The sequence below is a fragment of the Sphingomonas caseinilytica genome, assembly GCF_023516455.1.
In the GTDB taxonomy this organism is placed as follows: Bacteria; Pseudomonadota; Alphaproteobacteria; order Sphingomonadales; family Sphingomonadaceae; genus Sphingomicrobium; species Sphingomicrobium caseinilyticum.
The window spans coordinates 428,841-452,254 of record NZ_JAMGBA010000001.1 but is presented as its reverse complement, the minus strand read 5'-3'; the positions used below and the strand labels follow the sequence as shown (position 1 = coordinate 452,254).

Here is a 23,414-nt window from a genome sequence, read left to right as displayed (position 1 = left end):
AACGAAACACCATATGACGGCCAAAGCAGATACGAAGGAGTCCTACATGGGCCAGAATACCAAGAGCGTAACCGACCAGAGCTTCCAGGCCGACGTGCTGGGCTCCGACAAGCCCGTCCTCGTCGATTTCTGGGCGGAATGGTGCGGCCCTTGTCGAATGATCGCTCCGGCACTGGAGGAAATTGCCGCCGACCTCGGTGACAAGGTGACGATCGCCAAGATCAACATCGACGAGAATCCCGATACGCCCGGCAAGTATGGCGTTCGCGGCATCCCGACGATGCTGCTGTTCAAGAATGGCGAAGCAGTGGCGCAGAAAGTCGGCGCCGCACCGCGCAGCCAGATACAGCAGTGGCTGGAAGGCCAGCTCTGACCTCTGACTAGCCGCCCCCGTTTCGATTTGACGGAATGCGGGGCGGCTCCTACATCGCGCGCGATTGTCGCTTCGCGCGCGCGGGCGGCCCAATTTTCCTGCTCCGCGCAGTCGTCTTTAAGGAATAGACCGCCTCATGCTTGCCTCCCTGGCCAAGAGTATCTTCGGATCGGCCAACGACCGTTACGTCGCCAAGCTCGGCAAGATCGTCGAAACGATCAACAGCCACGAACCGACCATTTCCGCGATGAGCGATGATGAGCTGCGCGGGCAGACCGAGCGATTTCGGCAACGCCTGGGCGACGGGACCAAGCTCGACGACCTGATCCCCGAAGCCTTCGCTACGGTCCGTGAGGCCGCCAAGCGGACGCTCGGGCAGCGGCACTACGATGTGCAGATGATCGGCGGCATTGCCCTTCATCGCGGTGAAATCGCCGAAATGCGGACCGGCGAAGGAAAGACGCTGGTCGCGACGCTCGCAACCTATCTCAATGCCTTGCCCGGCAAGGGCGTGCACGTCGTCACCGTCAACGATTACCTCGCCAAGCGCGACGCGGAATGGATGGGGCAGGTCTACACCTTCCTTGGAATGACGGTCGGCGTCATCGTCCCCAATCTTTCGGATCATGAGCGGCGCGACGCTTATAACAGCGACATTACCTACGCGACGAACAACGAGCTCGGCTTCGACTATCTTCGCGACAATATGAAATACACCCGCGCCCAGATGGTGCAGCGGCCGTTCAATTTCGCGATCGTCGACGAAGTGGACTCGATCCTGATCGACGAGGCGCGGACTCCGCTGATCATCTCGGGTCCGACCGATGACAAGTCGGAGCTCTACATGGGCGTCGACGCCATCGTGAAGCAGTTCGTCGAAGCCGACTATGAGAAGGACGAGAAGCAGCGGAGCATCGTCCTTACCGAAGAGGGTACTGAAAAGGCCGAGCGCATGCTGGAAACGGCAGGCCTGATCGAAGGGCAGAACCTCTACGACATCGCCAATACCCAGGTGGTCCACCACCTGAACCAGGCCCTCAAGGCCAACAAGATGTTCAAGCGGGACATCGATTACATCGTCAAGGACGACAAGGTCATCATCATCGATGAGTTCACCGGCCGAATGATGGATGGCCGCCGCTGGTCGGACGGCCTCCACCAGGCGGTGGAAGCCAAGGAAGGCGTCCAGATCGAGCCGGAGAACCAGACTCTCGCCTCGATCACTTTCCAGAATTATTTCCGCATGTACCCGAAACTGTCGGGCATGACCGGCACCGCCGCGACCGAAGCGCCGGAGTTCTTCGACATCTACCGCATGAACGTGGTCACCATCCCGACCAACGTCCCGGTCCAGCGCCAGGACGATGACGACGAGTTCTACAAGAACATCACCGACAAGTTCGGCGCCATCGCCAAGGAGATCAAGGAGCGCCAGAGCAAGGGGCAGCCGGTTCTGGTCGGCACCGTTTCGATCGAAAAGTCGGAAATGCTGTCCGAATATCTCGACAAGGAAGGCATCCAGCACAGCGTCCTGAATGCCCGCTTCCACGAGAGCGAGGCCCATATTGTTGCCCAGGCCGGCCGCATCGGCATGGTCACCATCGCCACCAACATGGCGGGCCGCGGCACCGACATCAAACTTGGCGGAAACCTCGAATTCCGTGTCGAGGACGAGCTGAAGGAGATGCCCGAAGGGCCGGAGCGCGAGAAAGCGATCGAGCGCATCGACGCAGAGATTGAAGCCGAAAAGCAGAAAGTGCTGGAAGCTGGCGGTCTCTACGTGCTTGGCACGGAACGGCACGAGAGCCGCCGCATCGACAATCAGCTGCGCGGCCGCTCGGGCCGTCAGGGCGATCCGGGCCTGTCGCGCTTCTACCTCAGCCTCGACGATGATCTGCTGCGCATCTTCGGCCCGCAGACTGCCTTCGCGCGCCTGATGAACAAGAATCTGGAGGATGGCGAGGCGATCGTCAGCCCGTGGATCTCAAAGGCGATCGAGACCGCGCAGAAGAAGGTCGAGGCTCGCAACTACGACGTCCGTAAGCAGGTCGTCGAATTCGACGACGTGATGAACGACCAGCGCAAGGTCATCTACGAGCAGCGCGCCGAGATCATGGACGCCGACAATGTCAGCGACGTGGTCGAGGACTTCCGGGCCGAGACCATCCAGGGGCTGGTGATGGCCAGCTGCCCCGAAGCCACCTATCCCGAACAATGGGATGTCGAGGGCCTGAAGGACAGCATCCGCGAGGTACTCGATCTCGATCCGCCGGTCGACGAATGGCTGACCGAAGAAGCGGTCGATCAGGAAATGATCATCGAGCGCCTGGGCTCGCTGGCGGCCGAAAAAATGGCGGTCAAGACGGGTATGGTCGAGCCGGAGCGCTGGATTGAAGTCGAGAAGAACGTGCTTCTTCAGAACCTCGATCATCACTGGAAGGAACATCTGGCCACGCTCGATGCGCTTCGCCAGGTCATCCACCTTCGCAGCTACGCGCAGAAGAAGCCGATCGACGAATATAAGCAGGAAGCATTCCTGCTGTTCGAGCGGCTGCTGATCACCATCCGCGAGGACGTCACGCGTCTCCTGATGCGCGCACAGGTCCAGTTCGAGGAACCCGTGCAGATGACTCCGGCAGGAGCCTTCGCGCTTCCGGACTTCATCACGCATCACATCGACCCGCTGTCGGGCGACGATGACTCGGCGGACTTCGATGCTGGCGGAACGCTGTTGTCCAACCTGCCGCCGCTCCATTCGCCGCAGCCGTCGCTGCCGGATCGTCTCGCCGACGGCGAAACCATCGTCGCTCCGGCCAGCCGGAACGCCCCGTGCCCCTGCGGTTCCGGGCAGAAGTATAAGCATTGCCACGGCCAGGCGGCCTGACAGGAAGCCCATCAATGATCGATCGTAAGTCGCTTCGTCTGGCCTACCGCCCCGACGAGAATGCAATCGTGCGCACTCGGCTGGCGGAGGCCAAGCTCAGCGGGCCGCAGCAAGGCGAGGCAGCGGCGATCGCCCGAACCTTGGTGAAAGCGGTGCGTGGTCACAAGGCTGCTGGCCTCGACGCCTTCCTGCAGGCGTACGACCTGGGGTCGGACGAGGGCATCGCCTTGATGTGCTTGGCCGAAGCGCTGCTCCGTATCCCCGACGCCGAAACCGCCGACGACCTCATCGCCGACAAGCTGTCGGGCCCCGACTGGGCTGAGAAGATGGGTGACAGCCGCTCGACGTTCGTCAATGCGGCGACCTTCTCGCTGCTTCTCACCGGCAAGGTGCTGGAAGAAGCCAACGACAAGTCGGACAGCTGGCGCGCCGCCCTCGGCCGTGCCGTCGGCCGCCTTGGCGAGCCGGTGATCCGGACCGCCGTCAGCCAGGCGATGAAGATCCTGGGCAAGCAGTTCGTGTTCGGCCGCACGATCGACGAAGCGCTGAAGCGTGCCGCGCCCGAACAGGCCAAGGGCTGGAGCCACAGCTTCGACATGCTTGGCGAGGCCGCCAAGACCCATGCCGACGCCGCTCGCTATGCGAAATCCTATGGCGACGCGCTGGATACGATCGCCGCCATGGCAAAAGGCGGCTTCCGCGAGGCGCCTGGCATCTCGGTCAAGCTTTCCGCTCTTCATCCCCGCTACGAATGGAGCCACGCGAAGGAAGCCAAGGCCGCAATCCTTCCGGTACTTCGCGAACTGGCGCTGAAGGCCGCCGCAGCCGACATCCACCTTACCATCGATGCCGAAGAGGCTGACCGCCTCGAACTGTCGATGGACCTGATCGAGGAAATCGTCTCCGACGATGCGCTCTTCGCTAACGGCTGGGGCGGGTTCGGGCTGGCCCTCCAGGCCTATTCGAAGCGCGCTGTGCCGCTGGTCGACTGGACCATCGAGCTCGCCCGCAAGCACAATCGCAAGCTGATGGTGCGTCTGGTCAAGGGCGCCTATTGGGACAGCGAGATCAAGATGGCGCAGGTCGCGGGCCTTCCCGACTATCCCGTCTTCACCCGCAAGGTCGCGACGGACGTCAGCTATCTCGCCTGCGCGAAACGGATGCTCGCCGCTGGCGACTGCATCTATTCCGCTTTTGCCACGCACAACGCCAACAGCATTGGCGCGATCAAGGCGCTTGCTGGCGATACGCCCTTCGAATTCCAGCGCCTCCACGGAATGGGCGAGGGACTCTACGAGGAACTGGCCAAGCTTGAGCGCGGCATTGGCGAGGAACCGACGCCGGTACGCATCTACGCGCCTGTCGGCAGCCATAAGGAACTGCTTGCCTACCTCGTCCGCCGTCTCCTGGAAAACGGCGCCAATTCCAGCTTCGTCAATCGCATTGCCGACGACGAGATCCCGGTCGACGACCTGGTTCGCGATCCGGTTGCGGAGCTTGAAAAGATCGAGCCGAAGCGCAACCCGGCCATCCCGCTGCCCAACGCCATCTTCGGCAAGGGCCGTCTCAATAGCGCCGGCGTCGACCTTAGCGATCCGCTGGTCCGCGATCCGCTGATGAAGCAGCTCGCCAAACTGGAAGCCAAGGCTTGGACTGCGGCACCTACCGGCGGTGGAAGCGGCAAGGAGGTCTCGGTCCTCTCTCCGTTCGATACGAACGTCGAAGTCGGCAAGGCGATTTGGGCGAATGAAGCAGATGTCGACCGCATGGTGCGCACTGCGCACGCAGCGCAAGTTGCGTGGGACCAGCTTGGAGGACTAGCGCGCGCCGATTGTCTCGACCGCACTGCCGATCTGTTTGAACAGCATCGGGAGGAGCTGTTCTCGCTCTGCATCCGCGAAGCCGGCAAGTCGACCATCGACGCCGTGCTGGAGGTGCGTGAAGCAGTCGATTTCCTTCGCTTCTATGCCTCGGAAGCGCGCCGCCAGTTCACCAGCCCGCTGCAGCTGCCTGGACCCACCGGCGAGCAGAACGAACTGCGCCTGCACGGCCGCGGTGTGTTCGCTGCCATATCGCCGTGGAATTTCCCGTTGGCGATCTTCACCGGACTGGTGTCGGCGCCGCTTGCTGCGGGAAATGCCGTGATCGCCAAGCCGGCTGGCCAAACGCCGCTGGTCGCTTCCCTCGCGATCAAGTTGATGCACCAGGCGGGTATCCCGAAGGAAGTCGTTCAGCTTGCGCCAGGGTCAGGCAGTGTGGTCGGTGGGACATTGACAGCACATCCGCTGATCGCGGGCGTCGTCTTCACCGGCTCGACCGAAACCGCGCGCATGATCAATCGCACCTTGGCCGATCGTGACGGGCCGATCATCCCGTTCATCGCGGAAACGGGTGGCCAGAATGCGATGATCGTGGATTCGTCTGCCCTTCCAGAACAAGTGACTCGCGACGTCATCTCCTCCGCCTTCCAGAGTGCTGGTCAGCGCTGCTCGGCGTTGCGGGTATTGTTCGTGCAGGACGATGTCGCGGATTCGATGCTGGAAATGATCGCGGGCGCGATGAAGGCGCTGACGGTTGGCGACCCGGCCGATCTTCGCACCGATGTCGGCCCGGTCATCGACGAAGGCGCAAGGGCGGCACTTCAGGCTCACCTTGACGACCTTAAGGCAAAAGGCCGGCTGCTTGCGGAAATCGAGCTCCCGGCCAGCACCGGGAACGGCCACTTCATCAAACCGTCGATGTACGAAATCAGCAGCCTTGCAGAGCTCGACCGCGAACATTTCGGCCCGGTCCTGCACGTCGTCCGCTGGAAGTCGGGTAAGCTCGACAAGGTGATCGAGGCGATCAACGCGACTGGCTATGGCCTGACGCTTGGCCTGCAGAGCCGGATCGACACGACCCGCCAATATGTCGAGGCCAATGCCCGGGTCGGCAATCTCTACGTCAATCGCAACCAGATCGGCGCGGTGGTCGAAAGCCAGCCGTTCGGCGGGGAAGGGCTCTCAGGCACCGGACCCAAGGCCGGCGGGCCGCATTATGTGGCTCGGTTCGCTACGGAGCGGGTGACCTGCATCGATACGACTGCCGCCGGAGGAAATGCGTCGCTAATGGCGGCGATCGAGGGCTAGCCTCTCACAGCTCCTGTCCCGTGCTGAAACAGGCCAAACAAGGCACTGGCAAATGTCTCCCTTGCCGGTGTTGATACGGCTGCGGGATGGTCTCTTTCGGGGGACATGAACGCATCTCGCCAAAGCGGTCGGGTCCACACCCGGCCGCTTTGTTATTTTCCGCCCTTCAGTAACGCCGGTAGTAGGGCCGACGATAGACGCGATAGGCATGGCGGACGGCATAGCCGCGATAGGCGGGGTAACCGCCATAATATCCGTAACGATATTGGCGCCCGTAATAGCCATAAACCGGAGGCGGCGGGGGAAGCGGATAGGCGTATGGCGGGACAGCGTATCCGTATCCGTAGGGCGCGTAGCCATAGCCTCGATACCCGTAGTAGCCATAACCGTAGCCGTGATGGTGGGCCGAACCGATGGCATAGCCGGCAACGGCTCCAATCAGGCCGCCCACTACTGCGGCTGCCACGGCATCATCGTCATGATCGTTATGATCGTAGTACCTATGATAGTGCTCGGCGGCCGCGGGCGTAGCGGTCAGGCAAAGGCTAATTGCGCCGAGCGTGACGAGAAGCCGTTTCATGGGCGTCTCCTTTCACTGCCGAAACGGCCGACCTAGAAATGAGCTCGTCCAGTCACAATCGGCGATACTACGGAGGCGAATCTGCGACTTTGGCTGAAAGCCATGCCGCATGGAGCGCATTTCAAGGAAAAATGGCTCCCCGGGCCTGATTCGAACAGGCGGCCGTCCGATTAACAGTCGGATGCTCTACCGCTGAGCTACCGGGGAGCGGCTCCGTCTTCCGGAGCGACGCCGCCCTATAACGCGCTCATCGCGGGTTGCAAGCGGCTGTCGAGGCCTTGCGAGAGAAAATGTAGCTGGGAGGTATCAGTGAGCGAACTGCTCCATCGCGATCCGCTCGTCCAGGGCATGCTCGGGGTCGAACAGCAGGGTGAGCGATCGCGAACGGTCGAGGGCCACGTCTACCGTGCAGACTTCGCGCACTTCGAACTGGTCGGCCACCGCCGCGACTGGGCGCTTGTCGGCCTCGAGGACGCGGAACCGGACCGAAACATCGTCCGGAAGGATCGCGCCGGACCAGCGCCGCGGACGGAACGGGCTGATCGAGGTCAGCGTCAGCATCTTCGCTGCCAGCGGCAGGATCGGGCCATGCGCTGACAGATTATAGGCAGTCGAACCCGCCGGAGTCGCCACCAGCACGCCGTCCGCTACCAATTCCGGCATGACAACGCGGCCGTTGACGCAAATCTCGATCTTCGCCGTCTGGCGCGTCTCGCGGAGCAGTGACACCTCGTTGATTGCCGGATGCCTGCACGTCTTCCCGTGAATGTCCGTCGCTTCCATGACCAGCGGGGTCACGCGAATGTGCTTTGCCGCCTCAATCCGTTCGTGAAGGCGATCGAGCCTCCACTCGTTCATCAGGAAGCCGAATGTCCCGCGATTCATCCCGAATACGGGGCGGGCCTCGCCATCCTCCAGCATGGAATGAAGCGTCTGGAGCATGAAACCGTCGCCGCCCAGCGCCACCAGCGTCTCGGCCTTGTCGGCATCGGCCCAGCTGTAGCGCCGGCGAAGCAATGTTTCCGCCGATTGGGCCGCCTGGCCGGGTGAGGCGACCAGTCCGATGCCATGGGCGGCGAGGTCGCGCTGGGGCGATCGGGACGAAGGTGCGGCCTGGTTCACCGGCCCAAGATACGGATTTGCGGTGAAAGCGCTACTGTCCCGAAACGGTGCGCGGCCGAATGGCGCGTTGGGCCGTCGGCATCGGGCGGGTAATTGCATCTCATGCGAGGGTGGCACTGGCCAGTGTTTGGGGGGAAGCGGGCGTCCGATCGAGGGATCGTGGCGCCCGCTTTGAACAGGCGCGACCGGCGTCTTGAGCAGGCCATCCGGCGCGATCGCATCGAGCTTCGCTTCCAGCCGCAAATCGAGCCAGCCAGTGGCCGCATCGCAGCGGTCGAGGCGCTTGCCCGATGGGACGAGGTGGAATCGCCTGAAATCCTGTTTGCGCGGGCGGAAGCGGCAGGCCTCTCGGAACGCTTGTCTCGGTCCATCCAGCGCAAGGCACTTCGGACGTTCGCGGCCTGGCGCGGACCGCTCTCCGGCCTGAAAATGTCCATCAATCTCCTGCCGCGCGACCTGGACCGGCCCGGTTACGAGCAATGGCTGCTGGCCGAGATCAAAGCCGCCGGGCTGCGGCCCGATCAGATCACCGCCGAGATCGTCGAAAGCAGCCTGATGGAAGACCGGCTCGAGGTAGCGGGGCGCCTTGCCCGGCTGAGGGCCGCCGGCATTCGCATTGCGATCGACGACTTTGGTACCGGCTACTCGAGTCTCGCTTATCTGGCGTCACTGCCTCTGGACGCGATCAAGATCGACCGCGCGATGATCGCCGATATCGTCGGCGGAAGCCGGGACCGCATCATCGTCAAGGCGATGATCCGCCTCGCTCGCGAACTCGGTCTCAAGGTGATCGTTGAGGGGGTCGAAAACCCCGCCCAACTCCACCTGCTGGAGGAATGGGGCTGCGACCTTTACCAGGGCTTCCTCGGCGCCGGCGCGCTCGACGAGGCCGAGCTCGCCCGCTTCGTCGCCGCAGCCAATCGGGACGCGGCCTAAGCCGGCTCAAGCGCTTTCTTCGGTTCGCCCGCCGCCAGCACCCGCATCAGCCCACGCGAAATCTGGAGCGCGCCGTTCAGGCGCGCCTCTCCGCTCGGCCAGTCGCGGCTGACCACCAGCTTGCTGTCGGGACGGAGCTTCGCCGCGCCCTTCAACCGCTCGACATAGCCGAGAAGGCCGGGAAGGTCGGGGAAGCCGCTTTCGGCAAAGGTGACGACCGCGCCCTTTGCGCCGACATCAAGCTTGGCGATGCAGGCTTTCTTGCAGTTGATTTTGGTCTCCACGATCTGGAGCAAATTCTGCGTTTCGGACGGAAGCTTGCCGAACCGATCGATCAGCTCTGCCCCGAACGCCTCGACTTCCTGACGGTCCTCCAGCTCGCCCAGGCGGCGATAGAGACCCATTCGAAGGTCAAGGTCCGGCACATATTGCTCGGGGATAAGGATCGGCGCCTCTACGTTGATCTGCGGCGCGAATTCCTCGCGACGCTCGGCGCCGCCGGACTTGAGGTCCAGGATCGCGTCTTCCAGCATCGACTGGTAAAGCTCGAAGCCGACTTCCTTGATGTGACCCGACTGCTCGTCGCCCAGCAAGTTACCGGCACCGCGAATGTCGAGGTCATGGCTGGCAAGCTGGAAGCCGGCGCCCAGGCTGTCGAGGTTGGCGAGCACCTGCAGCCTCTTGTCCGCCCCTTCGGTCAGCGACTGGTTCGGCGGTGTCGTCAGATAGGCATAGGCACGCGTCTTCGACCGGCCGACCCTTCCGCGAAGCTGGTACAGCTGGGCAAGGCCGAAGCGGTCGGCGCGGTGGACGATGAGCGTATTGGCCGACGGAATATCGAGCCCGCTTTCGACGATCGTCGTCGATAAGAGCACGTCATATTTCTTGTCGTAAAAGGCGCCGATCCGTTCCTCGACCTCTCCCGCGCCCATCTGGCCGTGGGCGGTGACCGCCTTCACCTCAGGCACTACCTCGCTCAACCATTTCTCAAGGTCCGGCAGGTCGGCGATGCGCGGCGCCACCAGGAAGCTCTGACCGCCGCGATAATGTTCGCGCAGGAGCGCCTCGCGCATGACGACCGCGTCCCACGGCGTCACATAGGTCCTGACCGCCAGCCGGTCGACCGGAGGCGTCTGGATGACCGACAATTCGCGAAGCCCCGACATCGCCATCTGCAGCGTCCGCGGGATCGGTGTCGCGGTCAGGGTCAGGACGTGAACGTCCTCCTTAAGCGCCTTCAGCCGCTCCTTATGAGCGACACCGAAATGTTGCTCCTCGTCGACAATGACCAGGCCCAACTTCTTGAACTTGATCGATTTGGACAGGAGGGCGTGGGTCCCGATGACGATATCGACCGTGCCCTTTTCGACGCCTTCCTTGGTCGTCTTGGCCTCTGCAGCCGGCACGAGGCGCGAAAGCCGGCCGATCTCGATCGGGAAGCCATGGAATCGACTGACGAAGTTGGAATAATGCTGCCGGGCCAAAAGCGTTGTCGGACAGATTAGCGCGACCTGATAGCCGGCCATGGCGGCCACGAATGCAGCGCGCAGCGCGACCTCGGTCTTCCCGAACCCGACGTCGCCGCACACCAGTCGGTCCATCGGCTTGCCGCTCTCCAGATCCTCCAGAACCTCGCCGATCGCCCGGTCCTGGTCGTCCGTCTCTTCATAGGGGAAGCGGTCGACGAATTGCGGATAGGTGGATTCCTCGGCCGCCGCGACCTGGCCCGCCCGGGTTGCCCGGATCGCCGCGGTCTTGATCAGCTCTCCCGCGATTTCGCGAATCCGCTCCTTCATCCGCGCCTTGCGGCGTTGCCAGGCCTCGCCGCCCAGCCGGTCGAGCGTGGCGCCTTCGCCGGCGCCGCCATAGCGAGACAGAACGTCGATATTCTCGACCGGGACATAGAGCTTGTCGCCGCTGGCGTAGCTCAGCGCCACGCAATCATGCGGAGCCTTGCCGACCATCACCGACGTCAGCCCTTCGTAGCGGCCGATGCCATGCTCCATGTGCACGACAAGATCGCCCGGCGTCAGCGCAGCGAGCTCGGCCAGGAAGGCGTCAGCGCTCTTGCGCCGCTTCTTGCGGCGGACAAGGCGGTCGCCGAGCATGTCCTGCTCGGTGAGAACCGCAACTTCGGGGGCGTTGAAGCCATGGTCGAGTGGGAGGACGAGGAGCGCGACGTAGGTCGGTGCCCCAAGCGCCGCCTGCCAGCTGTCGGCGAGCTTGACGCTCTTCAGCCCATGGTCCTCGAGCAGGCCGGCAAGCCGTTCCCGGGCACCGGCGCTGTAGCTCGCCAGCACGACCTTCTTCTGCTGCTTCCTGAGCTTCGCGACATGATGCGCTACGGCTTCGTAAACATTGACGTTCTGAGCGCGCTCCGGTGCGAAATCGCGCGGGCCTTCGACCGCGAAGTCGATGATCCGGTCGGATTCCGGCTGCGGGAAAGGCGTCGCCAGGTGGATCGGACGATCTGTAACCGCACCCTGCCATTCCTTGCTGCTGAGGTAGAGGGTGGAGGGGGCAAGCGGGCGATAGCTGCCCGGCTCCGCCACCATCGCCCGTTCGCGATTGGCGAAATAATCCTCGATCGCCTCGTGACGTGCTTCCAGCGAACTGTCGGTATTGGCGTCACGGACGATGACGTCATGATCGCCGAGATGGTCGAACAGGGTCGCCAACTTCTCTTCGAACAGCGGCAGCCAATGTTCCATCCCGGCAAGCCGCCGCCCGTCGCTGATCGCCTGGTACAGCGGGTCGCCGGTCGCGTTGGCGCCGAACCGTTCGCGATAGCGGGAACGGAACCGCTTTATGGTGTCCTCGTCGAGCAGTCCTTCGCTGGCCGGCATCAGGGTGAAGCTGTCGGCCTTGCCGGTGCTGCGCTGGTCGGCTGGGTCGAAGCGACGCATGGTCTCGATCTCGTCGCCGAAGAAATCCAGCCGGATGGCTTCGCTTTCACCCGCCGGGAACAGGTCCACGATCGACCCCCGAACCGCGAACTCACCCGCGTCATGGACGGCGTCGGTGCGCTGGTAGCCGTTGGCGACCAGCAGGGAGACCAGCCGGTCGCGCTCGATCCGTTCGCCTTCCGCCAGTCGGCGTGTCAGCTGGCGGGTCCTGAACGGCGTCAGCACCCGCTGGGTGGCCGCATTGGCCGTGGCGATCAGCAGTTGCGGGCCGTTTCGCTTGGCTTGCAGCTTCTCCAGCGTCGCCAGCCGCTCGGCCATCACCCGAAGGGCAGGGGAGGCACGGTCGTAGGGAAGACAGTCCCAGGCCGGAAACGTCAGCACCTCAACCTCGGGCGCGAATACTGGCACCGTGTCCGCCAACGCGCGCATAGCCGCTTCATCCGCAGCGATGATGACGGCCCGGCCACCAGCGCCGGTACCATGGGCCGCTCGGGCAAGATCCGCCGCTAGCCAAGGCAGGAACCCCGCCGGCACGCTCGACAGCGTCAGCGGCTCATTGGCCTTGAGAAGGCGGGAAAGCGCGTCGCTCATTTTCCCTCTCCCCGGGGGGGAGAGGGTAGGGTGAGGGGGCTCGGCGTACGAAGCATTCCGCAGCCGTCGAACCCCCTCATCCCAGCCTTCTCCCCCACGCGGAGAAGGGGCTTTGTCGCGTGCATCGCCAGTTTCACTTGTTCACCTTGATGAAGTCTAGCCGCCGGAAGGCGTCCATCATCGGACCCTGATAGCGCTCGGGCACCTGCTGCGTTCCGATGGCCCAGGCCATGATATCGACGTCCTGCTCCGTCAGAAGGGCCGCGAACAGGGCGCGATCATGGGCATCCCAACTCGCGTGATAGGCATCGAAGAATCCGCCAACCATCATGTCGGCCTCGCGCGTTCCGCGATGCCAGGCGCGATACTTCAGCGCCCGCAAAACTTCGTCCATTTGAGCGCCATCCTCCAACGCAAATCGACCCGCAGCGGAATCGCAGCGGGTTATAGCGCTCTATGTAGTCGAAAATTTCGTCATTGCGAGGAGCGAAGCGACGCGGCAATCCATAGCGGGGCTGGATTGCTTCGCTCCGCTCGCAATGACGGAAGACCATGCGCCCAGAAATCCTCAATCCGCTGTTCGCCGAGGCCGAGGCTCTGAAGGGCGTTGGGCCCGGCATTGCCAAGTCGCTGGCCCGGCTCGACCTCACCCGCGCGATCGATCTTGCGTATCACCTGCCGACCGGAACCATCGATCGGGTTCGCGCTCCAGCCGCCAGCTCTGCATTGCTTGGCCGCATCGTGGTGCTTGACGTCACGCCGGTCGACGTCCGCGCCGGCGCGGGCAAGGCGCCCTTACGCATCTATGCCCGCGACGGCGACGACAACACACTGACCCTCACTTTCTTCAACAATCCCGCATGGGCGAAGAAGCAATTGCCGCTTCACGAGCCGCGCACGATCGTCGGCAAGCTCGATAGCTGGGGAAGCGAGTGGCAGATCGTCCATCCGGAGGTGCTGGAGCCCGGAAAGGTTGGCGACGTACCGCTTCGTGAGCCGGTTTATGGGCTGACAGAAGGCATATCCAACAAGCGGATGCGCGAACTGGCACTGACGGCACTGGAACGTGCCCCGGAGCTGCCCGAATGGATTGAGCCATCGCAGTTGGCGCGGGACCATTGGCCGGCGTGGCGAGCTGCATTAGCTGAAACGCATTCAGATCCCGGCGCAACAAATGCTCATAAGCGATTAGCTTACGACGAAATATTCGCAAACCAGCTTGCACTTCTGCTGCTTCGTCAGGTGGCCCGACGAAAGAAGGGCTTGCCGCTTCAGGGCGATGGGCGGCTGTCGAACAAGCTGCAACTACCCTACCGCCTGACCGGCGCTCAGCAGCGTGTCATCGGCGAAATCCGCGGCGATATGGCGCAAGACAAGCCCATGCTCCGCCTGCTTCAGGGCGACGTGGGCTCGGGGAAGACGCTGGTCGCCCTCCTGTCCATGCTGGAAGCGGTCGAGGCAGGCGCCCAGGCCGCGATGCTCGCCCCGACCGAAATCCTCGCCCGGCAGCATTTTGCGACTCTACAGCGCCAATGTGAGGCGATCGGCGTTCGCATCGCCATTCTCACCGGCCGCGAGAAGGGCCGTGCTCGCGAATCCGTGCTGATGGGGCTGGCGGACGGCTCGATCGACATCCTCGTCGGGACGCACGCCATTTTCCAACAGCATGTCGCCTATCAGAAGCTCGGCCTGATCGTGATCGACGAGCAGCATCGCTTCGGCGTTTCGCAGCGGCTCCTGCTGTCGGAGAAGGCCGAGCGCCCGCCGCACCTACTGGCCATGACTGCAACACCAATCCCGCGAACGCTCACCCTGACGCATTACGGCGAGATGGACGTCAGTCGCATCGACGAGATGCCGCCGGGCCGCACTCCCGTCGAGACACTGGTGATCAGCGACGCAAAGCTTGGCGAGATGGTGGATGGTCTCGCGCGGCACATTTCCAACGAAGGTCAGGCATTCTGGGTCTGCCCGCTGGTCGAGGAAAGCGAGGCTATCGATGCCGCTGCTGCCGAGGACCGCGCTGCAATCCTTCGCCAGCGCTTCGGCGACAACCGCGTCGGCCTCGTCCATGGCCGCATGAAGGGTCCGGAAAAGGATGCCGTCATGACGTCATTCGCGTCCGGCGAGCTTGCAGTCCTGGTCGCAACGACCGTGATTGAAGTCGGCGTCGACGTTCCCAATGCCACGCTGATGATTGTCGAAGGTGCCGAGCGCTTCGGCCTTGCGCAGCTCCACCAGCTTCGCGGCCGCGTCGGCCGGGGCGCGGGCGCCAGCCGCTGCATCCTGCTGCGCGGCCAGAACCTCAGCGAAACGGGCAGGGCCCGTCTCGCCCTGATGCGCGAGACCAATGACGGCTTCCGCATCGCCGAAGAGGATCTTCGACTGCGCGGACCGGGAGAAATCCTTGGCACGCGCCAGTCGGGCGAGCAGAACTTCCGCGTCGCCTCGCCCGAAGACGTCGCCGAGCTGGCACCCATCGCACAGGGCGACGCGCGCCTGCTGCTCGATCGCGACGGCGGCCTTGCCAGCGAGCGAGGCCAGGCCGCCCGTCTCTGCCTCTACTTGTTCGAACGGGATGCGGCGGTGGGACTGCTGAGGTCGGGATAGGAGTGAATATATGAATGGCACGGTGCTGTTTCCGGCGCTCCTCGTCATGGCTGCCGGCGTGATGATCGCGGTTCAGGCCCCGACCAACGCCATGCTGTCGAAGGCCGGCGGCTCTCCGGTACTTGCCGCGCTCATTTCCTTCGTCGTCGGCACTGTGGCCCTAACCGTTACCTGGCTGGCCAGCGGAAATCGCCCGGCGGCCTCCGCCTTTGCTGGATTGCCCTGGTATGCATGGATTGGCGGCCTCTATGGAGCATTCTTCGTAGGCGCAGCCGCCTTTGCCGCTCCGCGTATCGGTCTGGCATCATTGGTGACGATCGCAATCACCGGGCAGATCGTCGCTGCCCTGCTGATGGATCACTATGGTCTGCTTGGCTTGCCGAGAGAGCCGGTAAACGTCGGTCGGATCGTCGGCGCTTTGCTGGTCGTCGCCGGAGTCGTGCTTGTCCGGCGGAGCTAGCCGACCAGAAGGCCGTGCTTCTTCTTGCCGAGGCTGAGCTTCATCGGCTCGCTGCCGATCGCAACGACGAGGTGCGGATCGTCGATGGTGACGTCATTCAGCTTCACCGCGCCTTCACCGATCTTCCGCCGCGCTTCGCCGTTAGAGGCGGCAAAACCCAGCCCGGTCAGCGCCTGGACGATCCCGATCTTGCCTTCCGCCACGTTGAGGGTCGGAAGATCGCCGCCCGCAGCGCCTTCCTCGAAGGTCTTTCGGGCCGTCTCGGCGGCGGCAGAAGCAGCGTCCTGTCCGTGAAGCAATGCCGTCGCCTCATTGGCGAGCACGATCTTCGCTTCGTTGATGGCTTGGCCTTCCAGCTTGGCCAGCTCGGCGATCCGCTCCAGCGGCAGGTCGGTGAACAGCTTGAGGAACTTGACGACATCGGCATCGGCCGTGTTCCGCCAGAACTGCCAATAGTCATAGGCGGGTAGCTGGTCGGCATTGAGCCATACCGCGCCGCTCGCGGTCTTGCCCATCTTCGCACCGTCCGCTGTCGTGATGAGGGGCGTCGTGACGCCATAGAGCTCGGTCCCGTCCATGCGGCGGCCCAGTTCCATGCCGTTGACGATGTTGCCCCACTGGTCCGATCCGCCGAGCTGCAGCCGGCAGGCGTGGCGCTGCGACAGCTCGCGGAAGTCATAGGCCTGAAGGACCATGTAATTGAACTCAAGGAAGGTCAGCGGTTGCTCGCGGTCGAGACGCAGCTTGACCGAATCGAAGGTCAGCATCCGGTTGACGGTGAAATGCGTGCCCACTGTCCGCAGCAGGTCGATATAGGCCAGCTTGTCCAGCCACTCCGCATTGTCGACCATGATTGCATCGGTCGGGCCGTCGCCAAACGTCAGGAAAGGTTCGAATACGCGCCGGATCGAGGCGATATTGGCCTGGATGTCGTCGTGGCTGAGGAGCTTGCGGCTCTCGTCCTTGCCCGACGGGTCGCCAATCTTGGTTGTCCCGCCGCCCATCAAGACGATCGGCTTGTGCCCGGCCTGCTGGAGCCGGCGCAGCATCATGATCTGCACCAGGCTGCCGACGTGCAGCGACGGCGCTGTCGCGTCGAAGCCGATATAGCCCGGCACGACCTGCTTCGATGCCAATGCGTCGAGGCCAGCTGCGTCAGTGGCCTGGTGAATATAGCCGCGCTCGTCGAGCAGGCGGAGGAGGGTGGACTGGAATTCGGTCATTGGGAGCACCGCTTACCGGCGCCAATTCACTTCGTCATCCCCACGAAAGTGGGGACCCAGCAAAACAAAAGAAAAAATCTGGGTTCCCGCGTCGGCGGGAATGACGATAGTGGTGGCCTTCATGCCCTTGCTCTCCCGCCATCCCGATACGCCGCCCGGCGCGATCCACACCGTCGATGCCGAGCTTCGCCGCGTTCCCGGCGGGGTCGTCGCGACCTTTCACGCGATCGGCGACACGGCAAAGCTGGTCGTGCCGGCGCCCGCCACGTCAGCGAGGGCCGAGGATCTGTGGCGCACCACCTGTTTCGAACTGTTCGTCGCGGGCGCGGGCGAAACCTATCGGGAGTTCAATCTATCCCCGTCCGGAGCCTGGGCGGCCTATGAATTCGACAGCCACCGCAGCGGACGGCGTGACATCGATGCTGGTATCGAAATAGAAACGTCTCTTGATAACAAGCGCTTGTCGATAACTGCAAAGATTGAATCTGAATTTCCTGATCCGGCTCCGATTGGACTGACGGCGGTGATTGAAGAAACCGACGGCCTCATCCGTTATTGGGCAACCGCCTTTGCCCCCGGGGAACCGGATTTTCATGCCGCCGCCACGCGGTCGCTTTTGTTGGATGGAGTTAGTGCGGAATGAAGCTTGGGATCGAACGGCTGCTCGCGGACCCGAAACTGCGCGAGCCGCTCGCTGGAAAGCGCGTGGCGCTGGTTGCGCATCCCGCCTCGGTCACCCGCGATCTGACGCACAGCCTGGATGCCCTTTCCGTGTGCGGCGACCTGCGGGTCACTTCCGCCTTCGGTCCCCAGCACGGCCTTCGCGGCGACAAGCAGGACAATATGATCGAAAGCCCGGATTTCATCGATCCGGAGCATGAGATCCCGGTATTCAGCCTATATGGCGAAGTTCGCCGGCCGACGGGCCAGTCCATGTCGACCTTCGACACCGTCCTGATCGATCTCCAGGACGTCGGTTGCCGCATATACACCTTCATCACGACCCTGCTCTACATGTTGGAGGCCGCGGCCGAGCATAAGAAGAGCGTATGGGTACTCGACCGGCCCAATCCCGCCGGTCGCCCGATCGAGGGCCTGACCCTACGCCAGGGCTATGAAAGCTTCGTCGGCGCCGGGCCGATCCCGATGCGCCATGGCCTTACCCTGGGCGAGCTCGGCAAATGGTTCGTCGACCACTTCAAGCTGGACGTCGACTATCGCGTGATCGAGATGGAAGGCTATCGCCCCGACGAAGGCCCGGGTTTCGGTTGGCCTTCCGACCGCATCTGGGTGAACCCTTCGCCCAATGCCGCCAACCTCAACATGGCGCGCTGCTACGCCGGAACGGTGATGCTCGAGGGCGCGACATTGAGCGAGGGCAGGGGCACCACCCGTCCGCTAGAGCTGTTCGGCGCGCCAGACATCGAGGCCCGGGCGGTGATCAGGATTATGCGCGAAATGGCCCCGCAATGGCTGGAAGGCTGCATCCTTCGCGACATCTGGTTCGAGCCCACCTTCCACAAACATGTCCATCAGCTGTGCAGCGGCGTCCACATCCACGCCGAGGGCGATAGCTACGATCATGAACGCTTCAAGCCGTGGCGACTCCAGGCGCTGGCGTTCAAGGCTATCCGCAAGCTGTTCCCGGAATATCCGATCTGGCGGGGCAAGGATTTCGCTTACGAATATACCAAGGATGTGCTGGCAATCGACGTCATCAACGGCTCGCCGCTGCTCCGCGAGTGGGTGGATGACGACAATGCCGAACCCGGCGACTTGGACAAGCTGACGGAGAGTGATGAGGCTGCCTGGGCCGAGGATCGGAAGCCTTATCTGATCTATTGATCAAGCTGGGTGAATAGCAATTGCAATTGTCGGATTATTAAACAACGTACCTTGAATAGGTTCGTGGGGGGAATATTCGATGCTGCTCAGGTTGCTTTTGATTGCGGCCGCTGTTGCAAGCTCTGAATCCGGTTCTGCGAGGGACGAGACTCCCACGATAGACAATGAATTCATTTTCAACCGATATCCGCCGCGGGCGCTTGCTGCGGGTGAGCAAGGCCGGGTCAAGTTCCGCGTCGATATCGATAAAGAGGGCAATGTTACTGCGTGCACAGTGCTTGCCTCGAGCGGATTTGAGCGGCTCGATCGCGAGACGTGCGACCTGATGGTCGAGCATGCAAAATTCTACCCGGTGCTGGATGCCATGGGCAAGGCGCAAAGTGCTGCGCATCTTGGATTTGTGAATTGGCGAATTCCGGGTGTCGCGTTGACCTCGACGATTGCCGCTACAGGCCAGAGACCGATGGAGAAGGTCGTTTGCAAGCGTGTCCAGAAAACCGGATCACTGGTTTCCAATTCCCGAACTTGCATGACCAAGCGGGAGTGGTCCCAGCAAGCCGATCAGTACCAGGAGGATTGGGGCGCAATCCAGGGCCGCCAGGGATCCAGCCGCAGCCCGTGATATGGCCCGGTAGAACAAATTTGCTGCCGCTCTGGCAAAGGTGGTAGTGCAAATAATCCCATGGATAGGAGGCCTCTGATGATTTCCAGCCTGCTTCTGGTCGCCGCGGCGATGACTTCACCGGCCAGCGGCCAGTCATTGGAATCCAAGAACGGCGAATTCATTTTCAGCCAATATCCCCCCCGCGCTCTCGCAGCCGGCGAACAGGGGGCGGTCCGCTTCCGTGCCGAAGTCGATGACAAGGGCAATGTGATGAAGTGCAAGGTTATCGAGGGCAGCGGCCACAAGCGGCTTGACCGAGAGACCTGCGACCTGATTGTCGACCATGCCTCGTTCAAGCCGACTTTGGATTCGGGAGGCACCGCCCGAGAAGCAATCCACGAGGGTATCGTAAACTGGCGTATTCCGGGCGTCACTCCGGCGTCGACGCAGGTCGCGGGCAAATCGCCTGACGAAGTCATCTGCAAGCGCACCAACAAGACGGGCTCGCTCGTCGGGCGCAGTCGGCTGTGCCTAACCCAGCGAGAGTGGACCGCTTACGCCCAAAAGAATCAAGACGAGTTAGGCGAAATCCAGGGACGGTTGGGCAGCAGCCGCGAGGACCAACCCACGTTCCCAAGCGAAATCAACATGGGGCTTGGCAATCGGCCGCCCCAATAGGACCAGGCGAATGGCAATGCGGACTGCGACGCTGGCAACGCCGGTGCCGTAGAGTTGCGCGCGCGACAATTTAAGGACGTGATAGCGAAGACCTGCAATTCCAACCGATGATGTTTCCCAAGGAGATGCATCATGCTGCAGGGCCTTCTGTTAATCGCCGCAATGACCGTCGTCGCGCCAGCAGAGAGCAGCGTTCAGTCAAAGAATGGCGAATTCATTTTCAGCCAGTATCCACCGCGCGCACTTGCCGCCGGCGAACAGGGCTCGGTCCGCTTCCGCGCCGAGGTAGACGACAAGGGCAACGCCATGAGTTGTCGGATCACCGAAAGCAGCGGGCATGAACGCCTCGACCGTGAGACCTGCGACCTGATTGTTGGTCATGCAAGGTTCAAGCCTGTGCTCGACGGAGATGGGAAGAGTCGCCATGCCGTTCACGAGGGTTATGTGAACTGGCGCATCCCGGGCGTCGCCCCGGCACCGGCGAAGATCGCTGGAAAGGCGCCTGATGAGGTGGTTTGCAAGCGGATCACCAAAACTGGATCGCTGATTTCTCGCAGCCGCCTATGTCTGACCCGGCAAGAATGGGCCCGATATGCGGAACAGAACCAGGATCGATATGGGGAGATCCAGGGCAAATTTGGGAACACTTATCCGGCTGAGCCCGAGCTCGGAACTCTTCCACCCATCAATCCTCCAAATTAGTGCGTTAGCGCTTCCGGCCTAGCTCGCGCATCGCCTCGTCGAGGCCGTCGAGAGTCAGTGAATACATGCGTTCGTCCATCAGTCGCTTGAGGATCGCTGTCGATGCGCTGTGCCCCCAATAGGCGTCCGGCGTCGGATTGATCCAGGCCGCGCTCGGATAGGCATCGGTCAGGCGCTTAATCCAGACCGCTCCCGCCTCTTCGTTGAAATGCTCGATCGAGCCTCCGGGGTGGCTGATTTCATAGGGGCTCATCGACGCATCGCCGACGATCACCAGCTTATGATCCCGCCCGAACTTGTGAATGATGTCATGGGTCGGCGTTTTCTCGACGTGGCGCCGTCGATTGTCTTTCCACACTCCTTCGTAGATGCAGTTGTGGAAGTAGAAATGTTCCAGATGCTTGAACTCGGCGCGGCACGCGGAGAACAGATCCTCGGCCACCTTCACATGGCCGTCCATCGATCCGCCGATGTCCAGGAACAGCAGCAGCTTGACCGCATTGTGCCGCTCCGGGCGCATATGCACGTCCAGCCAACCGCGCCGCGCTGTCCCGTCGATGGTCCCGTCCAGGTCCAGCTCTTCCGCCGCCTCTTCGCGGGCGAAACGGCGCAGACGGCGTAACGCGACCTTGATGTTGCGGGTGCCCAGCTCGCGGTCGCCGTCGAGGTCGCGGAATTCGCGCTTCTCCCACACCTTGATCGCCCGGCCATGCCGTCCCGGCCCGCCGATCCGGACGCCCTCCGGATTAAATCCGCCATGCCCGAACGGAGAGGTGCCGCCGGTGCCGATCCATTTGTTGCCGCCTTGGTGGCGCTCCTTCTGCTCGGCCAGCCGGTCTTTCAGCGCCTGCATGATCTCTTCCCAGCTGCCGAGGCTCTTGATGGCCTCCATCTGCTCGGGGGTCAGATAGGCTTCGGCCACCATGCGCAGCCAATCCTCGGGAATCTCGGCGCGAACCTCCTCGCCGTTGGCGACCAGGCCTTTGAAAACCTCGGCAAATACGCGGTCGAACCGGTCGAGCTGGCTTTCGTCATGAACGAAGGTCGCTCGGGCGAGATAGTAGAATTGCTCGGGGTCCGCGCCGATCACATCGGCATCGAGCGCCTCCAGCAGGAGCAAATGCTCCTTTAAGGATGCGGGGATGCCGCCACGCCGCAGTGCCTCGACGAAACCGATGAACATGAGGTCGGCTCTGCGCCGTGCGAAGGCGGAAGTCGAGTGCCGCCGTGGTTAACCATGCTTTAGCAATCGTCGAATATTTCGCCGGCAGGAGGGTGGCAACGCGCCGCGCCGCGTCCGAACTTCGGGCGGGGCGAGGCTGGCTATGAGGATAGCGTTGAATGGCCACGCCTTTGTTTCAGGAAGTAACGGAACATGCCATTCGTGCGGTTGCGCGCGATTGCGGTTCGCTGTCGATCGAATGCAGTGACGTCGCCGGCTATGTCGAAGGAGTTGCCGAGCGGATCGGCGATCATTTGAAGATGCTGGATACGCTCGAAGAAGTGACCACGCGCCTTCTTGCCGACCAGGCGAGGGTGTCGGATTCTACCGACGAGGCGCGGATGCTGTCCGAACAGGCGAAGGCCAAGCTGGAGGCCGGCCGCAAGGCGATCGAGGGAACCATCGGCGGTTTCAAGGGACTGACCGAGCTGGTCGTTCAGCTGGGCGAGCGCATGGCCGGCTTCGCCTCGGCAATGAACCAGGTGCAGACGGTTTCCTCGACCATCGAAACCATCGCGCGGAAGACCAACATGCTGGCGCTTAATGCCACCATCGAGGCGGCCCGTGCCGGTGACGCGGGCCGCAGCTTCGCGGTCGTAGCTGCGGAAGTGAAGAAACTGGCGCACGACACCCGCTCGGCGACCAGCCAGATCGCCTCGACCATTGGTGAGCTAACCCGCGAGGCCAGCGCCGTCACCAGCGAGATCAAGACCGGCGTCGAACGCAGCCGCGCCGCCCAATCCGGATTTGGCGATATCAACGATACGGTGAAGGAAGTGGCGGAGATCGTCGGCATGGTCGACCGTCAGACCGAAGGCATCGCCCATTCGACCGGCCTTATCCAGGCCAGCGTTGACCGGGTGAAGGCGGGCCTAAGCGAATTCGCCGGAGACGCCCGCGACAATGGCGGGCAGCTGATCAAGGTGCAGAAGCGCCTCAGCCACCTGGAAATGCTGTCGAACAACATGCTCGACACGCTCGCCAACTCGGGCGCGGAGATCGACGACACGCCGATGATCCTGTTCGCGCAGGACGCAATGCGCGAAATCGTCGCCACGGTGGAGCAGGGCATCGACTCTGGCGAAATCAGCTTCGATGCCGTGATGGATCGCAACTATGCTCAGATCGAAGGGTCGGACCCACCACAATATAATAATGGGTTTGCCGAATTCGCCGATAAGCATGTCCGCTCGCTGCTCGACCGGTACAAGGCACACCATCCAAATATTCTCGCCGCGGTGATCACCAATCTCGACGGCTATCTGCCGACCCACATCAGCGAACGTTGCCACGCGCCAACTCCCGATCCGGCGTGGAACTTCAAACATTGCCGGAACCGTCGGATCCTGATGAACGATTCGACGCGCCGCGCGTGCGAGAGCGATCGGCCCGCAATGTTGAACACCTATCGGATGAAAATGGGCGACAGGTTCATTCCGGTGAAGAACGTGTTCGTGCCGCTCAGCTTCAAGGGAAAACGCTGGGGCAATTTCGAACTCGCCTATCTGGACGAATAGGTCTCGCAAATCCCGTGGTTAACTAGCCATTAG

The 23,414-nt window shown here is 62.5% G+C and carries 18 protein-coding genes and 1 tRNA gene; 12 read left to right on the top strand and 7 right to left on the bottom strand.

Going from position 1 to position 23,414, the window contains the following annotated elements; all coding sequences use genetic code 11:
• The first annotated feature begins 46 nt into the window (after positions 1-46).
• From trxA to putA, 3 genes are all read left to right on the top strand, one after another.
• Complete coding sequence (gene trxA / locus LZ496_RS02275; protein WP_249902975.1) at positions 47-373, top strand: thioredoxin TrxA; 327 nt, start codon at positions 47-49, stop codon at positions 371-373.
• A 136-nt stretch (positions 374-509) separates the two neighbouring features.
• The gene (gene secA, locus LZ496_RS02270; RefSeq protein WP_249902974.1) at positions 510-3,257 is read left to right on the top strand and encodes a preprotein translocase subunit SecA; all 2,748 of its coding nucleotides are present in this window, start codon (positions 510-512) and stop codon (positions 3,255-3,257) included.
• A gap of 14 nt (positions 3,258-3,271) precedes the next feature.
• Complete coding sequence (gene putA / locus LZ496_RS02265; protein ID WP_249902973.1) at positions 3,272-6,385, top strand: bifunctional proline dehydrogenase/L-glutamate gamma-semialdehyde dehydrogenase PutA; 3,114 nt, start codon at positions 3,272-3,274, stop codon at positions 6,383-6,385.
• Positions 6,386-6,551: 166 nt separating this feature from the next.
• Here the strand turns inward: putA and LZ496_RS13875 are convergent, their stop codons facing one another.
• From LZ496_RS13875 to LZ496_RS02250, 3 genes are all read right to left on the bottom strand, one after another.
• Positions 6,552-6,965 (bottom strand): hypothetical protein, encoded by a 414-nt coding sequence (locus tag LZ496_RS13875; protein ID WP_283937865.1) that lies wholly within the window; start codon positions 6,963-6,965, stop codon positions 6,552-6,554.
• A 132-nt stretch (positions 6,966-7,097) separates the two neighbouring features.
• Positions 7,098-7,172: transfer RNA gene (locus LZ496_RS02255), tRNA-Asn, on the bottom strand.
• 99 nt (positions 7,173-7,271) lie between these two features.
• Positions 7,272-8,030 (bottom strand): NAD kinase, encoded by a 759-nt coding sequence (locus LZ496_RS02250; protein ID WP_249903839.1) that lies wholly within the window; start codon positions 8,028-8,030, stop codon positions 7,272-7,274.
• Positions 8,031-8,246: 216 nt separating this feature from the next.
• On the opposite strand from LZ496_RS02250, the gene LZ496_RS02245 reads away from it, so the two are divergent.
• A complete protein-coding gene (locus LZ496_RS02245; protein WP_249902971.1) occupies positions 8,247-9,023 on the top strand; it encodes an EAL domain-containing protein in 777 nt (258 codons plus the stop codon).
• Here LZ496_RS02245 and mfd read toward each other — a convergent pair.
• Together mfd and LZ496_RS02235 are read right to left on the bottom strand one after the other, a co-directional pair.
• A complete protein-coding gene (gene mfd, locus LZ496_RS02240) occupies positions 9,020-12,520 on the bottom strand; it encodes a transcription-repair coupling factor (RefSeq protein WP_249902969.1) in 3,501 nt (1,166 codons plus the stop codon). The two genes, LZ496_RS02245 and mfd, sit on opposite strands and share 4 nt — an antisense overlap.
• A gap of 133 nt (positions 12,521-12,653) precedes the next feature.
• Positions 12,654-12,914 (bottom strand): FAD assembly factor SdhE, encoded by a 261-nt coding sequence (locus LZ496_RS02235; RefSeq protein ID WP_249902967.1) that lies wholly within the window; start codon positions 12,912-12,914, stop codon positions 12,654-12,656.
• 158 nt (positions 12,915-13,072) lie between these two features.
• Here LZ496_RS02235 and recG point away from each other — a divergent pair, with 158 nt between their 5' ends.
• A complete protein-coding gene (gene recG, locus LZ496_RS02230; RefSeq protein ID WP_249902966.1) occupies positions 13,073-15,130 on the top strand; it encodes an ATP-dependent DNA helicase RecG in 2,058 nt (685 codons plus the stop codon).
• A gap of 10 nt (positions 15,131-15,140) precedes the next feature.
• Positions 15,141-15,590, top strand: coding sequence for a DMT family transporter (locus LZ496_RS02225; protein ID WP_249902965.1), 450 nt, complete (start codon positions 15,141-15,143; stop codon positions 15,588-15,590).
• On the opposite strand, the gene tyrS is transcribed toward LZ496_RS02225, so the two are convergent.
• Complete coding sequence (gene tyrS, locus LZ496_RS02220; RefSeq protein WP_249902964.1) at positions 15,587-16,813, bottom strand: tyrosine--tRNA ligase; 1,227 nt, start codon at positions 16,811-16,813, stop codon at positions 15,587-15,589. The two genes, LZ496_RS02225 and tyrS, sit on opposite strands and share 4 nt — an antisense overlap.
• On the opposite strand from tyrS, the gene LZ496_RS02215 reads away from it, so the two are divergent.
• The 5 genes from LZ496_RS02215 to LZ496_RS02195 all read left to right on the top strand — a co-directional run bounded on the left by LZ496_RS02215 (position 16,794) and on the right by LZ496_RS02195 (position 20,642).
• A complete protein-coding gene (locus LZ496_RS02215; RefSeq protein WP_249902963.1) occupies positions 16,794-17,456 on the top strand; it encodes a DOMON domain-containing protein in 663 nt (220 codons plus the stop codon). The genes tyrS and LZ496_RS02215 overlap by 20 nt on opposite strands.
• Complete coding sequence (locus LZ496_RS02210; RefSeq protein ID WP_249902962.1) at positions 17,453-18,658, top strand: exo-beta-N-acetylmuramidase NamZ family protein; 1,206 nt, start codon at positions 17,453-17,455, stop codon at positions 18,656-18,658. Before LZ496_RS02215 ends, LZ496_RS02210 begins: the two co-directional genes overlap by 4 nt.
• Before the next feature lie 79 nt (positions 18,659-18,737).
• Positions 18,738-19,280: an energy transducer TonB gene (locus tag LZ496_RS02205; RefSeq protein ID WP_249902961.1), complete on the top strand. Its 543-nt coding sequence runs from the start codon at positions 18,738-18,740 to the stop codon at positions 19,278-19,280.
• Positions 19,281-19,358: 78 nt separating this feature from the next.
• The gene (locus LZ496_RS02200) at positions 19,359-19,940 is read left to right on the top strand and encodes an energy transducer TonB (RefSeq protein ID WP_249902960.1); all 582 of its coding nucleotides are present in this window, start codon (positions 19,359-19,361) and stop codon (positions 19,938-19,940) included.
• A 132-nt stretch (positions 19,941-20,072) separates the two neighbouring features.
• Positions 20,073-20,642, top strand: coding sequence for an energy transducer TonB (locus tag LZ496_RS02195; protein ID WP_249902959.1), 570 nt, complete (start codon positions 20,073-20,075; stop codon positions 20,640-20,642).
• Between the two features lie 4 nt (positions 20,643-20,646).
• Here LZ496_RS02195 and LZ496_RS02190 read toward each other — a convergent pair whose 3' ends face one another.
• Positions 20,647-21,825 carry a vWA domain-containing protein gene (locus LZ496_RS02190; protein ID WP_249902958.1) on the bottom strand — a complete coding sequence of 393 codons (1,179 nt, stop codon included), beginning with the start codon at positions 21,823-21,825 and terminating at the stop codon, positions 20,647-20,649.
• 158 nt (positions 21,826-21,983) lie between these two features.
• On the opposite strand from LZ496_RS02190, the gene LZ496_RS02185 reads away from it, so the two are divergent.
• Positions 21,984-23,381, top strand: coding sequence for a methyl-accepting chemotaxis protein (locus LZ496_RS02185; protein ID WP_249902957.1), 1,398 nt, complete (start codon positions 21,984-21,986; stop codon positions 23,379-23,381).
• Positions 23,382-23,414: the final 33 nt, after the last annotated feature.

What these genes read in the sequence shown, in the direction of transcription:
- trxA (WP_249902975.1), top strand. Translation starts at nt 47, where the DNA reads ATGGGCCAGAATACCAAGAGCGTAACCGACCAGAGCTTCCAGGCCGAC.
- secA (WP_249902974.1), top strand. Translation starts at nt 510, where the DNA reads ATGCTTGCCTCCCTGGCCAAGAGTATCTTCGGATCGGCCAACGACCGT.
- putA (WP_249902973.1), top strand. Translation starts at nt 3,272, where the DNA reads ATGATCGATCGTAAGTCGCTTCGTCTGGCCTACCGCCCCGACGAGAAT.
- LZ496_RS13875 (WP_283937865.1), bottom strand. Translation starts at nt 6,965, where the DNA reads ATGAAACGGCTTCTCGTCACGCTCGGCGCAATTAGCCTTTGCCTGACC.
- mfd (WP_249902969.1), bottom strand. Translation starts at nt 12,520, where the DNA reads ATGAGCGACGCGCTTTCCCGCCTTCTCAAGGCCAATGAGCCGCTGACG.
- LZ496_RS02235 (WP_249902967.1), bottom strand. Translation starts at nt 12,914, where the DNA reads ATGGACGAAGTTTTGCGGGCGCTGAAGTATCGCGCCTGGCATCGCGGA.
- recG (WP_249902966.1), top strand. Translation starts at nt 13,073, where the DNA reads ATGCGCCCAGAAATCCTCAATCCGCTGTTCGCCGAGGCCGAGGCTCTG.
- LZ496_RS02225 (WP_249902965.1), top strand. Translation starts at nt 15,141, where the DNA reads ATGAATGGCACGGTGCTGTTTCCGGCGCTCCTCGTCATGGCTGCCGGC.
- tyrS (WP_249902964.1), bottom strand. Translation starts at nt 16,813, where the DNA reads ATGACCGAATTCCAGTCCACCCTCCTCCGCCTGCTCGACGAGCGCGGC.
- LZ496_RS02210 (WP_249902962.1), top strand. Translation starts at nt 17,453, where the DNA reads ATGAAGCTTGGGATCGAACGGCTGCTCGCGGACCCGAAACTGCGCGAG.
- LZ496_RS02205 (WP_249902961.1), top strand. Translation starts at nt 18,738, where the DNA reads ATGCTGCTCAGGTTGCTTTTGATTGCGGCCGCTGTTGCAAGCTCTGAA.
- LZ496_RS02200 (WP_249902960.1), top strand. Translation starts at nt 19,359, where the DNA reads ATGATTTCCAGCCTGCTTCTGGTCGCCGCGGCGATGACTTCACCGGCC.
- LZ496_RS02195 (WP_249902959.1), top strand. Translation starts at nt 20,073, where the DNA reads ATGCTGCAGGGCCTTCTGTTAATCGCCGCAATGACCGTCGTCGCGCCA.
- LZ496_RS02190 (WP_249902958.1), bottom strand. Translation starts at nt 21,825, where the DNA reads ATGTTCATCGGTTTCGTCGAGGCACTGCGGCGTGGCGGCATCCCCGCA.
- LZ496_RS02185 (WP_249902957.1), top strand. Translation starts at nt 21,984, where the DNA reads ATGGCCACGCCTTTGTTTCAGGAAGTAACGGAACATGCCATTCGTGCG.